The sequence below is a fragment of the Paenibacillus kyungheensis genome, assembly GCF_028606985.1.
Lineage (GTDB): Bacteria > Bacillota > Bacilli > Paenibacillales > Paenibacillaceae > Saccharibacillus > Saccharibacillus kyungheensis.
Map to the genome: position 1 here is coordinate 2,944,137 of NZ_CP117416.1, position 15,916 is coordinate 2,960,052.

Annotated in this window: 15 protein-coding genes; 2 read left to right on the forward strand and 13 right to left on the reverse strand. The window is 38.6% G+C overall.

Features of this window, described 5'->3' with window-relative positions; genetic code table 11:
* Window positions 1-151 precede the first annotated feature (151 nt).
* Entirely contained in the window at window positions 152-925 is a 774-nt protein-coding gene (locus PQ456_RS12510) for an SDR family NAD(P)-dependent oxidoreductase (protein WP_273612585.1), read from the reverse strand.
* 48 nt (window positions 926-973) lie between these two features.
* On the reverse strand, window positions 974-1,471 hold the full coding sequence (locus PQ456_RS12515; protein ID WP_273612586.1) for a GNAT family N-acetyltransferase: 498 nt from the start codon (window positions 1,469-1,471) through the stop codon (window positions 974-976).
* 167 nt (window positions 1,472-1,638) lie between these two features.
* Between PQ456_RS12515 and xerS the strand changes: the two genes are divergently transcribed.
* The gene (gene xerS, locus PQ456_RS12520; RefSeq protein WP_273612587.1) at window positions 1,639-2,721 is read left to right on the forward strand and encodes a tyrosine recombinase XerS; all 1,083 of its coding nucleotides are present in this window, start codon (window positions 1,639-1,641) and stop codon (window positions 2,719-2,721) included.
* A gap of 281 nt (window positions 2,722-3,002) precedes the next feature.
* On the opposite strand, the gene PQ456_RS12525 is transcribed toward xerS, so the two are convergent.
* The 11 genes from PQ456_RS12525 to PQ456_RS12575 all read right to left on the reverse strand — a co-directional run bounded on the left by PQ456_RS12525 (window position 3,003) and on the right by PQ456_RS12575 (window position 14,489).
* Entirely contained in the window at window positions 3,003-3,545 is a 543-nt protein-coding gene (locus PQ456_RS12525) for an NADPH-dependent FMN reductase (protein WP_273612588.1), read from the reverse strand.
* Window positions 3,542-4,105, reverse strand: a complete 564-nt coding sequence (mobB, locus tag PQ456_RS12530) for a molybdopterin-guanine dinucleotide biosynthesis protein B (RefSeq protein WP_273612589.1) — start codon at window positions 4,103-4,105, stop codon at window positions 3,542-3,544. The genes PQ456_RS12525 and mobB overlap by 4 nt, the downstream gene beginning before the upstream one ends.
* A gap of 4 nt (window positions 4,106-4,109) precedes the next feature.
* Window positions 4,110-5,417, reverse strand: coding sequence for a molybdopterin molybdotransferase MoeA (locus tag PQ456_RS12535; protein ID WP_273612590.1), 1,308 nt, complete (start codon window positions 5,415-5,417; stop codon window positions 4,110-4,112).
* A gap of 565 nt (window positions 5,418-5,982) precedes the next feature.
* Window positions 5,983-6,744, reverse strand: coding sequence for a DUF4247 domain-containing protein (locus tag PQ456_RS12540; protein ID WP_273612591.1), 762 nt, complete (start codon window positions 6,742-6,744; stop codon window positions 5,983-5,985).
* Window positions 6,745-6,756: 12 nt separating this feature from the next.
* Window positions 6,757-7,263, reverse strand: a complete 507-nt coding sequence (locus PQ456_RS12545; protein WP_273612592.1) for a DUF4178 domain-containing protein — start codon at window positions 7,261-7,263, stop codon at window positions 6,757-6,759.
* Between the two features lie 24 nt (window positions 7,264-7,287).
* The gene (locus tag PQ456_RS12550) at window positions 7,288-7,692 is read right to left on the reverse strand and encodes a DUF350 domain-containing protein (protein ID WP_273612593.1); all 405 of its coding nucleotides are present in this window, start codon (window positions 7,690-7,692) and stop codon (window positions 7,288-7,290) included.
* A 205-nt stretch (window positions 7,693-7,897) separates the two neighbouring features.
* The gene (locus tag PQ456_RS12555) at window positions 7,898-8,569 is read right to left on the reverse strand and encodes a PspA/IM30 family protein (RefSeq protein WP_069328148.1); all 672 of its coding nucleotides are present in this window, start codon (window positions 8,567-8,569) and stop codon (window positions 7,898-7,900) included.
* 370 nt (window positions 8,570-8,939) lie between these two features.
* Complete coding sequence (locus PQ456_RS12560) at window positions 8,940-10,610, reverse strand: copper amine oxidase N-terminal domain-containing protein (RefSeq protein WP_273612594.1); 1,671 nt, start codon at window positions 10,608-10,610, stop codon at window positions 8,940-8,942.
* 360 nt (window positions 10,611-10,970) lie between these two features.
* Window positions 10,971-11,999 carry an NADH:flavin oxidoreductase/NADH oxidase gene (locus PQ456_RS12565; protein ID WP_273612595.1) on the reverse strand — a complete coding sequence of 343 codons (1,029 nt, stop codon included), beginning with the start codon at window positions 11,997-11,999 and terminating at the stop codon, window positions 10,971-10,973.
* A 293-nt stretch (window positions 12,000-12,292) separates the two neighbouring features.
* Window positions 12,293-13,015: an amino acid ABC transporter ATP-binding protein gene (locus PQ456_RS12570; RefSeq protein WP_137221604.1), complete on the reverse strand. Its 723-nt coding sequence runs from the start codon at window positions 13,013-13,015 to the stop codon at window positions 12,293-12,295.
* Window positions 13,002-14,489 carry an ABC transporter substrate-binding protein/permease gene (locus PQ456_RS12575; protein WP_420540613.1) on the reverse strand — a complete coding sequence of 496 codons (1,488 nt, stop codon included), beginning with the start codon at window positions 14,487-14,489 and terminating at the stop codon, window positions 13,002-13,004. Before PQ456_RS12575 ends, PQ456_RS12570 begins: the two co-directional genes overlap by 14 nt.
* Before the next feature lie 235 nt (window positions 14,490-14,724).
* Here PQ456_RS12575 and PQ456_RS12580 point away from each other — a divergent pair, with 235 nt between their 5' ends.
* Window positions 14,725-15,897 (forward strand): M20 family metallopeptidase, encoded by a 1,173-nt coding sequence (locus tag PQ456_RS12580; RefSeq protein ID WP_273616313.1) that lies wholly within the window; start codon window positions 14,725-14,727, stop codon window positions 15,895-15,897.
* The last annotated feature ends 19 nt before the right edge of the window (window positions 15,898-15,916 follow it).

Sequence of the window (15,916 nt, forward strand, 5' to 3'; positions counted from 1 at the left end):
TTCTTCAATTATCTGGTATAACGACAAAAAGCACCCCGCAAAAAGACTATTGTCTTTTATGCGAGGTGCTTCCTCGTTAGTTATTCATTTAGATAGAGTATACAATGATTAGAAAAAGTAGTAAACCCTAAAATAATTTTATTCCTTATTATCAAAATCCAAATACAGACATTCCACCATCTACCATAATTGTCTGTCCTGTAATATACCCTGCTGCTTCAGAAGCTAAAAAGACTACTGGCCCTACGACTTCTTCTAGATTACCTACACGTTTCATAGGAGTGCGATCCAGAATGTCTTGCATGTACTGTTCATCTGCTAAGATCGTCTCGGTAAGAGGAGTACGGAAATACCAGGGGCCTACACCATTGACTTGGATGCCGTATTGTGCCCATTCCATAGCTAGAATTTTGGTCATATGGATGAGACCTGCTTTGGTTGCGCCATAGACTACACCTGTACGCAAAGCAGTATGCCCACCGACAGAAGCAATATTAATAATTTTGCCTCCACCATGTTCTTTCATTAAATGTGCAGCTATTTGTGAAGCGATTAGAGCTGAATGTAAATTCGTTTCTACAATCGTATGCCATTCACTGTCAGTGACATCCAGCGCTTTGGAACGAATATTCATCCCTGCATTATTAACTAGAATATCCGGTGCGCCAAAAGCCAACTCAAACCGATCAAAAGCAGCTTGCATTTGCTCACGATCTGTTACATCAGCAGTGATACAGATCGCTTTGCGACTGCTATGCTTTTCAATTAATTGTTTGGTCACTTCTAGATCTGATCCTGTTCTAGCGATCAATCCTACATCTGCTCCAGCTTGAGCAAGTCCAACAGCCAGAGCTTGTCCGATGCCTTTGCCTGCTCCGGTTACGATAGCTTTTTTATTAGATAATGAAAATGATGGTAAATACATAATGTGTCTTCCTCTCTATGCTGTGATTAGGTGTAGATGTACATAATATTATTCAGCTTGTTGTGTATCAAAATACTGACTAGGATTGCCATAGTGTGGATGAACCACTTCCCGATACTGCTCTTTTGTATACTCTCCAATCACCTGACGCCAAAATAACTGTGCCGGACGATTAGTCTGGACTTGGGTTACTTTCCATGTGCCTGCATACCGTGAGAACAATTGATGAGCAGCCCACTTACCGACTCCTGTACGCCTATATTTTTTTAACACAAAAAATTCGGTCATATAATAATCTGCTTCTAAAGGATCTTTCAACCGATCGACCAGAGCGAAGCCAGCAATATACGAATCGACATAAATTAAAAATGGAAACTTTTTACCAGGTTGACTCCAATATTGATTTAACCCCGGGTATTCTGGAAAGCGACCTTTCTCATCAAGATCAATACTCAAATAATATGTAAAATCATAAAGATACAATTGCATCATTTCCCGGATTACACGTCTGCGACTACGTGGCACTTGCTCAAGCTTTAATCTCATGATGAACCTCCATCACCGAAGTCAGGTCGTTTAGCGTTGCACATGTACGTTTTTCTTTTCCTTTTACTATATACTTTTCTCTCTAAAAGAAGCAAATCATTTCCAATTGAAGAAACAGATGATCTACTCCTATTTGTGCTACAATCGGATAAGAGGTGAATATCAACATGAGTGTACAAAAAATAGCAGATCGCTTGAAATTAGATGAAAAATTGCCTTCAATGCCATGGTTTGTAGAGCAATTTATCAATTATAAATTACCTGATCTTTCTCCATCTACGTTGCTGGAGTACATACGAGATTACGAGTCTTTTTTCGGTTGGATGATTGTAGAAGGATTATCTACAGCCACTGATTATAAACAAATTCAATTACTGGAATTGGAAACGTTACGGATGGAAGATATTACGAATTATCGTCTTCATTTAACGACTCGAACCGAAGGCACGAATACGCGTGTAACTGTATCTCGTAAATTATCTTCTCTTCGCTCGCTATTTCATTATCTGAGCCAGATTGCTGAAGATGATGATTTTTATCCTTTGCTCAGACGTAATATTATGGCAAAAGTTGAAGTGAAACGGATGCACAAACCCAAAGATACTGCCGCCAAATTAAAAGGTAAGATTTTGGAAGATGAAGAATTGTTGGAATTTGTCGGTTATATTCTGGAAGGATATCGTGAAGATATTGCCACTAACAAACAAGCACTGTATTCATATGAACTTAATCGTGAGCGGGATGCTTGTATTACGAGCTTAATTTTGAACTCAGGCTTGCGTGTATCAGAAGTGGTCAACCTTAACTTAATCGATCTTGATCTCAATCAGAAATTAATGTATGTATCGCGTAAAGGGAACAACGACGAGACATTTAAAACGCCTATCTATTTTCGTGAGCAAGCTAAAGACGAGATCCAAACCTATCTACAATTGCGTGAGACTCGTTATCGCACACCGAAAAAAGAAACGGCCTTATTTGTCGCACGTCCCAATGGACAGTCTTCTGGCAAACGAATGACCAAGCGAGCGATTCAAGCGATGATTATGAAATATGCTAAAAGCTTTGGCAAACCTTATCTTACGGTGCACAAATTACGACATTCGTTTGCAACCGATTATTATTTACAAAATGATATTTACAAAACAAAAGAACAGTTAGGTCATGCTTCTACCGAAACAACAGAAATTTATGCGCATCTTACCGATAAAACGATGTCCGAAGCGATCGAAAAAAGAACAGATTTGTAGTGTTCAGATTGTAACTATATGCCCATTCTTATGACACTGTATAACAATCTTATAAATTAGCAACAAATAATATCTATAACAAAATCCCCTTACTATGTCAGCGAACACTCACTATAGGAGTAAGTTCCATGCTTTTAGTAAGGGGATTTTGTTATTTCAATACGTTGTTGAATACAATACTTATGCTTGTGTATCCAAACAGCAAACTTAATATTGCTTTACGATCTATTTCATTCTGTATAAGTATACGGTCAAAATAGTACAGCTATACTAAAGTCAGCTTACGCAGACGCACTACTTAATTTGGATGCTAGCTCAATAAAGTTTTCAACTGCTTTGCGAATACGCAGTTCTGTTCCTTCATCGATCGGTTCTCCATTTTCATTAAATTCACGCTGTGATCCACCAATTGAGATCCATTCCGGACAATTAATCCCATGTACATTACGAACAATAGTCTGTAAATGTAACAAAGAAGCTGTACCGATCAATCCACCTGCTGAGTTCGCAGATAACACAGCTTTATTATTAAAATAATCGCTACCCAAGAAATCTAATGCATTTTTGAGTACGCCTGAAATCGAACCATGATATTCAGGTGTCGCTAATACAAGAGCATCCGCAGACTTCGCAGCTTGTGCAAGCTTCTGTACTTCTTCATGTCCATACGCTTCACCTGGTCCGTATAACGGCAATTGGTGTTCGTACAAATTAAATACTTCTGCTTCATGTCCATGCTCTTGAAGCAGACGGGCAATATACTGGCTAAGTAAAGTAGTTGATGCGTCCGGACGATTACTGCCGGCGATAAGTGTGATTTTCATTTCTGATGTTCCCCCTGAGCTTCAATGTAATTTTCCAATTCATGGATTATCGTTATAATACCATCTTTTTTAGCATCTATAAAAGTCATTTCTTTCAAATTTGAAGATATAAATGAATCATACCGATTGTAAACCCATTTCACATGCGATAATTCAGCAGGTAAAGAAATGCCTTCTTGATCGGCAACAATCACAATTTTGGGATAATGAGCTTGCTTGAATCCTTCTACCAGAATCAAGTCATATCCAACAGCAAATCTAGCGATTAATTGTTCTAATGATGAAGGTTGTTGCTCTATGATTGCTGTTCGTGTAGCTGAACTAATCGCTATCGCTGCGGCGCCTGATTGGGTATGAGCATACGTATCTGTACCTGCATGATCCATGTCAAATTCATGAGCATCATGTTTGATAACAGCAATTTTTTTTCCTTGCGCAGACCAGTGTTGCAACAGTGCTCCGATCAATGTGGTTTTGCCCGAATTTTTGTAACCTACAATTTGAATAACTATTGGCAAACGTACAGAATGATCATTAGATGAGGACATAGTATCTGTCATAATATCAACGACTCAGACGTAATACAGATACCGTCGTTCCAGCTGGCAGTACTTCGCTCGTAGGTGGAATGACGATTAAGCAATCACTATCTTTGATCGTGACCATTACACTTGATTCATCTAGGCTAGCCGGATAAGCAACAATCTTACCCTCTTCTACAGCTATAGTTCCACGTACATAACGGGTAAAGCTATTGATTTTGTGATAATCGTGCCCTAATGTTGCTGTCCATTCTGGTAAATAATCTTGCTTGGAGTTCATCATCTGCCGAATCGTTGGACGTACCAGTAATTCGCAACCCACAAAACAAGCACCTGGATTACCCGATAAGGCAAATAATAACTTGCCGTCTTTGACTGCCCCGGTAGTAACACTACCCGGACGCATAGATATTTTGTTAAATAACATCTCTACTTCATCACTACGTACCAGATCACCCATAACATCATAATCGCCTACAGACACACCACCACTTGAGATCACAATATCGTAAGAAGATAAAGCATGTAACATTGTAGTGCGTGCCAGTTCCAGATCATCCATAATAGCACCTAGTACATGTGGTTCTCCGCCTGCTGCTTTGACTTGTTCAGCTAACATGTATGAATTACTATTGCGAATTTTGCCAGGTTCAATAGGTTCTTCTACAGATAATAATTCTGTACCTGTTGAAAAAATAGCGACTTGCGGACGGCGATACACTCCAACTTCATGCACACCAAATGTAGCTAATACCGAAATTTCTCCTGCGCTAATCTGCGCACCTTTGGTTAATAAAATATCTCCTGCTTCGATTTCAAGTCCAATTGGCGTAATATTACGCCCCTGCTCCACCGAGCGCTTAAAGCCTACCCACTCTTGCCCTTCTGCTTGTCTTGTCTCTGTCATTTCTAACATTACAACTGTATCTGCTTCGTCTGGAACCATCGCTCCAGTCATAATACGTGCAGCTGTGCCCTGTATCAATTGCACCGATGGTGTCTGTCCGCAAGGAATATTATCGATCACTTGTAACCAGATTAGATGGTCACTTGAAGCTTGAGCAATATCACTAGCAATCACTGCATACCCATCCATCCCTGAACGTCGAAAGTGCGGATATGGATGAGGGGCTTGTACATCTTCCGCCAAAAATCGCCCGCCTGCTGTATAAATTGATACTTTTTCTGTATCGATTATACGTACATAATCAGCGATTTTTTGCTGTGCAGTTGCTGGAGTAATAGGCTTACGGTTAAATTTAGCTGGATTATGGTCAACAGGATTTGAACTTTCCTGTTTATCGAATAACGATGATTGTGGTTCCTTCATATCGATGATCCTCCTGTATGTAGCTATTTGGCATGTATATACTTTTCTATTCTTTTCTTTTATAGACTAACATCAAAGATCATGCAAGTTTTGTTGTTCATTTAAAAGCAGATCAATAGAGCTATTGTGTATATTCACTCCACGTTATTTATTGAATCATTTATAGTAGATATTTATTTTATATAGAAATCCTTTGATACGAGAACTTGGTTTGGCATTTAAGGTTTATGGGGTTGGGGTTGAGATCTTTTTTTGATTTATTATTATGAATTTTTCATGTAATGATATTTTATTATAATATTCCGTATAAAAAAATAAGTCATTTAATACTACCAAATCATATATCACTACTAAATAATCTTTATTTAGATTTACCTGTATATTTACCTAATTGAAGATTATAGATAGTTTATCTACAATAGAATAGCTATACAGTCATTCAATAAAGTCAAAAAAACCGTACCCCATAATATGGATACGGTCTTTTAGCAGATAAAATATACAATAATATAAAAGGTGGAGCTTGTTTCGATCATCCTATTTCTACACTTATACGTTTGACAGGCTACCTTCGACCTCGCTTGCGTATTTTGCCTGATCCTGAGCTGGTCTTCGGTTTACTGCTACGTGAAGGAGAAAAGAATCCACCACCTGATGAATCTGAGCGGCTGCCTCGATTGATTGTTCCACTTGATCCATTGGAAGAAGAGGAACCACGATTGAAAATACTACCGCTATCTTTAGAACGCTTGGAACTAGAAGATGTGCCACGCTTGAAGATAGAACCTGATTTGTTCACTGTTAAAGGTGGAGCTTGTTTGATATCTTGAGCGGTTGGCTTTTTGTATTGGATCGTGGGCTTGTAGGTGTTGTACGTTGTATACCCACGATAACTGCCACCATAATGATATCCACCGAATGAGTTAAATAAATTACTGATAATACTTGCTGTAAGATACCCTTGTAAAAAGCTAGAGTCATAATTTCGAGCAACATATTTGTCCGAATCGACTTCTATTAAAGTATCTTCTTTTTTCTCAGGGTCTTGTTGAACTTGGATCAATTCATTATCATAGACCAAAAACATCCGCTCAGGATCTTGTACACTCATCTCTTGCGGTGTGCGTTGATCCGATAATTGCTCTGCGACTACAGGAACGGTCTGTCCTGCTGCCCGGTATACATATGAAGTCGAATCGCCATCTCTACTTACTGATTCCAGTGGATAATTGACTTCAACTTTGGAATTACCACAGCCTGATAATAATGAAGTTAATAAGGCAAGCATTATTGCTATTTTGAGCAACCATGATGCACGTTGTTTCATTCTTCTTCGCTCCTAACTAGCACGGATAACATGAACGTCTCCGTTAAGTACGAATTCTCCTTCATACAAAGTAAAACGTCCAGCTTGCCATTCGACACGAAGTAATTTACGATCATCTGATTGATATTGCCATACCGATTGATCTCCACTTTGTAACGCTGGTGTTCTGCCTGTAGATATCACTGTTCCTTCATATTGTTCTTCTAAGTAATAATCAGTATCATCCATTTCAATATGGCTAGGTACTTGACTTGAATCTTCAAGACCACCATCAATTGGATAATACAGAGCATAGCGTACCGTTTCTCGCTCTTCGATATGCAGATAAGCAATCGCATTGCCATCTTGTATTGTGAGAACCACTGCATTACGAGCGCGGTTACGAACGCTTCCTTTAACTTCATATGTAACCAATGATACTTCACAAATATCCCCAACACTCAAGTCCATCGGGCTTTTTTCAACTTTAGCCGGTTCTGGCTTTGATACGAGGTTTGTAAGTCTTTTCCACAATCCCATCGTCACTCTTCCTTTCGTGATCTTTTATAATGAAGCTGAAATAATCAATGCACCTACAATTTGCAATGCTCCGCCAAGTAAACCGTAACCGATTTGACCTTGCTTGGTGCCTTCATCTAGATCAAGACCCATCATTTGTTTCAATAAGAAGCGTACGATTAATTCTAAGATTAATAAGATTACAAATGATACCACAGACACAAGAACAGCTTCGCCAAGACTCCATGATGTACCAATCGCTACCGATAAGATATACCCTTGAGCAAATAACTTCATAACCAGACGAGTTGCGACTGCATTATTTCCTGCTTTGATTTCTGCAATATCTTTGTACTTGGTAAATAAGGAATCGACATACATCAAAACAAATAAAAGTACTGCTCCTACTGCTGTCCATACCGCGATTGACCCTAAAATGTTCCAACTCATACTAGACATCCTCCACATATTCAACATTGTAAAACTATTTGTAGCGTATTAAAGCGTGTACTATTTTCGGCATATCAATTAACATCATCAACCAATCACGATTCATCAAAAATCCATACAAAAAGCGAAGGAGAACAAGCTGTATCGTTCCGACCTTCGCTTTGTAATAAGATATAAGAATAGCCTAATTTATATTGGGATGAAATTAAGATTTGTTTTCGTATTGTTTCATCAATGCTGCTAATTCATCTTCAACAGCTTTGTCTTTACCGAGCGATGCGAACTCATCATCTAGTGATTTGTTCTGACCATTCACTTCTTCACTCGCTTGTGCTTGAGCTTCCATTTGTAGCATTTTTTCTTCCATACGTTTCAAGCCAGATGTTGCAGAATCAGAGCTAAATTCGCTCATCGCATGATTGATTTCTTTTTGCGCTTTGGCTGCTTGATAACGAGCGATTAATGTATCACGTTTATTTTTCATTTCAGTCAATTGCTTACGCATTTCATTTAATTTGGCACGAAGATTATCTGCAGAAGCTTTGTTTTGCTCATAGTTCGCTTTGAACTCATCACGTTTGGCTTCAGCATTTTTCTTTTCTTCTAGTGCACGACGAGCGAGATCAATATTTTGCGCTTGAGCAGCCATATGCGCTTGCTCTTCACGTTTTTTGACCAATGCTTCTTGCTCTTCGTACGATTGTTTGAAACGTTTCTCAATAGCGATCTGTGATGCAACAGCCTTCTCTGCATCTTCAAGGTCAGCAGACATATCACGAATATATTGATCTGTCATTTTAATAGGATCTTCTGCCTTCTCAATCAAAGCAAACACATTGGATAAAGTTAGATCACGTAATCTTTTGAAAATAGACATAAATAATTACCTCCAATTTAATAATTGATCACTATTGTCGTGTCAATGATAGATCATAATACGAAGCATGATATTTAACGTTTCAATAATTTGTAATTTGACCGCTATTCATCGTTCTATATTCTGACTATATGACTGCATATAAACACCAATAGATTCCTTATACTACCTATTTTACGGGATTATGGGTCTTTCGTCTATATCACCCTGCTCATTGCAATCTATACATATAAAATTAAACATATTTGAAACTAAAAAAACACTCTCGGTCGATAAGACCAAGAGTGTTTTTATCTATATAGGCGTCAATCACACCGAGATGGGTTGGCTATGGGCATAACCGAATATCTCATTAGTAGTGAACGCTATCTTACATCGATTTCGTTAACGTAATTGAACCATCTGCTTTGTTCCATTTAACGTCCCAACCTAATAGTTCAGTAATCGAACGTAAAGGTACTAGTGTTCTACCGTCGCTATTCACCATAGCATTTGCACTTAACATTTTAGTAGTTCCATTTACATCTACTTTTTTGTTATTAATCCAGAATTTCATCGTATCACTGCCTGCCATTACTGTTACTTGACCGGCAGATTTATTCCAGCTTACTTTAGCACCGATTCCTTCACCCAGGTAACGAAGTGGGATATACGTTGTGCCATTTTTAACGACTGGAGCTGTATCCATCATCGTTGTTTTGTCACCAATTTTGAGCTGTTTGCTATTCAACTTCATCCATACCATCGTCATTGAATCATTCGATGTTGTAGGAGCAGTTGTTGTTGGTTGCGTTGGTGTTTGAGTAGTTGGCGCTGTAGGCATAGGTGTTGTTGCTGCTGTTTTGAATTTATCTGGATATTGCGTTACGATCGCACCACCCAATGCTTTACCAATACCGAACATCGTTTTGTATCCTTCACGATCTGCTGTATATGCACCTGCATAGTTTTTAGCTGCATATTGATCGATCACAGCTTGCACTTGATCTTCATGTGTACGTAATGCTGCTAAAGCTGCATCTGCTGGCAAGTTATTTGCTGTAGCTGTACCTAAAAATGTAGAGAATTCTTTAGTGAAGTCAGTAATACGATCTTTGACAGCTTGTAAAGAAGTTTGGTTATTTGATTTGAGTGCATCTACATAATCGCTTTGTGCTTTGATATGATTGGTCACCCAAATTTTTTCAAATTGGTTAGCACCTTCTGCACCATAGATTGATGAGATAGCTGCTTTAAAGTCTGCTGTATTGCCTGCTTCAGCTGCGATTAATGCATCAGAATCAGGTTCACCGTTATATTGTTTTTGCATTTGCAATACAGATAATGCAAAGTGTTCTGCTGCTAGATGATTAAGTGCTGAACGCAAATCTGCTGCTGGTGTATCGACAGAAGTGTTATCGAATTTAGCAGGGAATTGAGTTACAATCGCACCTGATAACGCTTTACTTACGGTAAACATCGTTTCCAAACCTTCACGATATTCAGTGTAAGCACCTGTATAATCACCGGCTACATATTTTTCAAATACATCTTGTACTTGATCTTCATGGAGACGTAAAGCATTTTCAGCGGTTTGTTCAGGTAATTTACCGCCTGTTGCTGTAGATAAGAATTTGGCAAATTCATCTACAAATCCTTGTACTTTCGCTTCTGCAGCTTTGATTGCATCTTCATTTTTCATTTTGGTCGCTTTTACCAATTCATCGGTATATTGATTATGAGCGCGGAAGATTCTTTCGAATTCAGCTGCGCCTTCTTTACCATACAAAGACTCAATAGCAGGTTGCATATCTAATGCATTTTTATCCAGTGCGTCTAACGCTTGTGCAGCATCAGGAGCACCTTCATATGCTTTGGTCATCGCTACAACAGCTAGCGCAAAATGTTCAGATAATAGATAATCAAGATCTGAACGAAGGTCTGCTGCTTTGGTGCTTACAGTTGGCATTGATGCTGAAGTCGCATCTGCGGCAAAAGCACCCGTAGTGGGAACTAACAAAGATAAGCTAAGTACCGGCACTATTAATTTTTTCATTTTCATCATCAAAACTCCTTTATGTGTTTGTTTTAGTTTTTGTTGTCGTCCTTACACAGATGAACGGAAGAGATTCATTTTTGGATCACTTTGTTATTTTAATTTTTAGAAATGGATTTCAAAAATAGAACGTTTCACGAATCGAATGTCAGCCTATGTACGATGCATTCCACTACTATTTTTGAGCAAAAAAGAGCCTGTATCCCTTGATATACAAAGGGTACAGGCTTTTTAAAATGATGACTTATAATTCGCTATTCTTTTTCTACATAACAGTTATCTAGCGTCAAAAAATTTTTATTATTGTTCAAAAAATACAATGACATGATAATCAATATTTTGGTAAATATACATATTTAAGTATAATTATCTATGATATCCACGTGCATATTGTACCGGAACTTCTACTTCTAATTGAAGTTCTTTGGCAGCATGAGTTGCCCAGTATGGATCACGTAACATAGCTCGACCTACTGCTACAAGATCAGCTTGATCGTTTTCGATCACTTTTTCAGCAACTTCATACTCATCCAAAAGACCTACCGCAATCACAGGCATGTTTAACGCTTTTTTGATATGAGTTGCTAATTCTACTTGATATCCCGGACCTACTTGCATACCACCTGAACCGACAGGGCCTTCACCACCAGAAGAAATATGCATCATATCTACTCCTGCTTCTTGGTAACGACGGCAAACGTCAGTAATATAATCGATACCGTATCCACCATCAACGTATTCACGTGCAGATACACGCATAATTACAGCCATCTCAGCAGGAACAACTTCACGAATCGCTTCTACTACACGTACACCGAACAATGCAAGATCTTGACCGTACTCGTCTTGACGTTGATTGACAAGTGGCGAATGGAATTGATGAATCAAATAACCATGAGCTCCATGCACTTCTACAGTATCAAATCCAGCTTCTACAGCACGACGTGCACCTTGACGATACGCTTCGATCATGTCTTCAACTTCTGCTGTTGTCAGTTCATGAGGTGTTTTGTAACCATCTCCATCATAACGAACAGCCGAAGGTGCCACCGGTGGATTAGCATCTTCTGCTTTGCGTCCAGCATGACCTAATTGAATACCGATCTTCGCTCCATATTGATGTACTCCATCAACAATTTTGCGATAAGCAGGAATAAAAGAATCGTCCCAGATCCCTGTATCGTTGTCTGTAATTCGTCCGTCTGGATGTACAGCAGTCATTTCAACAATAATAAGACCTGTACCGCCTACAGCGCGGCTAATATAGTGAACGTTATGCCAATCATTTGGCATGCCGTCTTTAGTATCTACAGAATATTGACACATCGGGGGCATAACTACCCGATTTTTAAGCTCTAAATTTTTGAATGTGTATGGTGTAAATAGATTGGTCATTATTTTCCCTCCAACAGTATATGATGATCTGTATTATGCCAAATTTATCGTAATAAATAATAACATACTTATTATTATATACTAAAATGAACACAACAAAACATTGCAAAAGACATATTAGCTATTTTCACTAAATCTTCATAAAGTTGTTCCAACAAATAATTGATATCATCCTTACGAGAAGTTTCTGTATTTCTTATTTCTATGCTTAACATAAAAAAGAGCTGATAAATATATCAGCTCTTTTTCGTATGCTTATTTTCACCTTATTTATTAGGTTACAGTTGATTGATTTATAATACTTTGCTCAAAAAGTCTTGGGTACGTGGATGGCTTGGAGCCCCGAATACTTCTTCCGGTGTACCTTGCTCTACAATTTGCCCTGCATCCATAAAAATAATACGGTCGCCTACTTCACGCGCAAAATTCATTTCATGGGTAACTATGACCATCGTCATGCCTTCATGAGCAAGCTTCTGCATTACTTCTAGCACTTCACCAACCATCTCAGGATCAAGTGCTGATGTAGGTTCATCGAACAACATCACATGCGGTTGCATCGCCAGTGCACGCGCAATCGCAATACGTTGCTTTTGTCCACCAGATAACTGACTTGGATAAGCATTGTATTTATCTGCTAACCCTACCGTGTGTAATAGATCTTCTGCAATTTTATTAGCCGCATTGGTATTCATTTTTTTCACTTTGATCGGTGCGATCGTTAGATTTTGCAATACCGTTTTGTGTGGAAAAAGGTTAAAGTGCTGGAACACCATTCCCATTTTTTTACGAGTATTATCAATATCATGCTTACGCGCTGTAATTAATTCATTTTCAAAATGAATCTCGCCTGCGGTCGGTTGCTCTAACAAGTTGAGACAGCGTAAAAATGTACTTTTACCCGATCCACTCGGTCCAATAATAACAACCACTTCACCTTGAGCGATATCCATATCGATGCCAGTTAATACTTCATTTTTGCCGTATGACTTTTTAAGACCTTTAACGTTGATCACTTGCACTCAACCTCCGTTCTACAATACCTAGTAGTTTGGACAATATAAATGTCATAACAAAGTAAATCGCTGCCGCAATAATCAACGGGCTCAATGCAGAATACGTAATACTACGAACTGCTTGTGCCTGGAACATCAAGTCGGCTACTCCGATAAAGGAAACGATTGATGATTCTTTGATAATGACGACAAATTCATTACCGATCGCTGGCAATACACTTTTGATTGCTTGTGGAATAATAATATGACGCATTGTTGCGCCATAAGACATACCTAGTGAACGTGCTGCTTCTGTCTGTCCACGATCCACGCCTTGAATACCTGCACGGAAAATTTCAGCTAGATAAGCAGAACTATTAATAGATAATGTGATAATACCAGATTCTAAGACGGTAAAGTTAATATTAAATGCTTGTGCGATACCGTAGTGAATAATCAACAATTGAACAAGCATCGGTGTCCCACGCAAAATCTCAATATAGGTCATCGCTAACCAGCGGAATACAGAGATTTGTGATAAACGTAACAATGATACAATCAATCCAATAATAAATCCGAACAATACACCCATCGCCGATAAGAACAATGTGTATTGAATGCCTTGCCAGTAGTAACTACGATAATCCCAGAAAATTTGGAAAATATTCGGCTTCGGTTTATCTTTGATTTGCTCTGCTGTTTCACCATCAGTTTCACCTGAATTAAGCTTGAAAGCTGCTTCTACGAATTTATCAATTTCATCATTAGCTTTGAGTTCTGCTAATGTTTTGTTAATTTGACCTAATAATTCAGTATTTCCTTTTTGGACAGCAATCGCCATTGGTGTATCGCTGTCTGGAATTTGAATATCGGTGATTGCAAGATCAGGATGATTAAGCACCTGACCTTCTGCTACAGGGCCTTCCATCACTGCTGCATCTACACGATTCGATTCCAATTGCAACATAATATCAGATACTTTATCAACTGGAGATAACTTAGCTCCTTGAATACCTTCTGCGATATCTTGTTGAATTGAACCTCTTTGTACACCGATCGCAGCCCCTTTCAAGCTATCCATCGTTTTATATTTTGTTTTGTCTTCTGCACGAGTTACAATCACTTGACGAGAAATATAATACGTATCTGAGAAATCTACATTTTGACGACGTTCGTCTGTAGGTGTCATCCCTGAAATAATCATATCAATCCGGCCGCTATCTAGCGCGGGTAACAAACTGTCAAACGCAATATCTTGAATTTGCAGTTCTGCTCCCATATCGGCAGCGACTCGCTTAGCGATCTCAATATCTGATCCTACAATCTCATCTTTGCCATTTATATTTTTACGAAATTCATAAGGTGCAAAATCTGCACTTAAACCTACAACTACTTTTTTACCTGTGTCTTGTGCGGCGGACGCCATCGGTGCTACTGCTAAAAATACAATCAGCACACTAAAGCAAACCGCAAATAACGATTTACATACTTTCAATTTTTTATCCCCTTCCATATTATACACGCAGACTTGACCAGTCTACCGGATCGAAGTAAGTTGACCTACAATCATATCCATCACAGAAACCTTATTAAAAAGTCTAACCGGGTTATTATAAATGAATATGTATGATTATTCAATCATTTTATCGTAAGTTTAGTTCCACTTTATGATATACTACTTTGGTCGAAACATTATATGATAACTTCTAAAGGAGACGATACTATTGTCTATTACATCCAACCTCAAATCACAAATAGCAACAACGATTGACCAACATGCCGAACGTTTCAAAGCAGTTTCTACATATATAGGAGATAATCCTGAACTAGGTAATGAAGAGTTCAAAGCATCTGCCAGATTAAAAGAAGAATTGCTATTCCATAACTTTACGATTGAAGCACCTATATTAGGGATCGAGACTGCATTTATTGCTACTTACACTGCTCAAAAGTCAGGACCTGTTGTCGCATTGTTATGCGAATATGATGCGTTACCTGAAATTGGACACGCTTGCGGTCATCATCTCATCTGTATGATGAGTGTCAGTGCAGCAGTAGGATTAAAAGCTGTAGTTGATGAGTATGGTGGAACGATTCGAGTCTATGGTACACCAGCAGAAGAAACACGTGGTGCTAAAGTGCCGATGGCAGAAGCTGGCTTGTTCGATGATTGTGATTTTGCGATGATGGCACATCCTTATTATGCCTATGAAGAATCAGGCATTTCTTTAGCAATGGATGCTTTGCAATTTGAATACTTTGGCAAATCTGCTCATGCCGCAGCTAGCCCGCAACACGGTATCAATGCACTGGATAGCGTGTTGCAACTATTCAATGGAATCAATGCTCTTCGTCAACAGACACGAAGTGACACGCGGATTCATGGCATTATTAATCAAGGCGGAGTAGCTGCTAATATTATACCGGACTACGCTTCTGCTCAATTTTATGTTCGTTCTGCTAGTCGTGAATATACCAATGAACTTGTAGAAAAAGTAAAACGTATTGCTGAAGGATCTGCTTTGCAAACAGGATGTACTTTAAAAGTGTCGAATTATGAATATTCGTATGATGAATTAATTACCAACACTACGTTATCCGAGGTATTCACTAATAATCTAGTCTCGCATGGAGTAGCACGCTCTGATATTCATAGTGGCAAAGACGCTGGGTCACTTGATCTGGGAAATGTATCTACACACTGCCCTGCGATTCATCCTTATATTCAAGTCACTACAGAAAAGCATGAATTGCATAGTATCGGATTCCGTGATCGTGCCCAGCTACCTGAAGCATTAGACGCAATGATATTCGGAGGCAAGATTTTAGCAGAAACAGCGTATGATGTGATAAGCCAACCTGAACTATTGCAACAGATTAAGCAAGAATTTGTAGCACGTTAAGATGTAATCATTTCCAGTC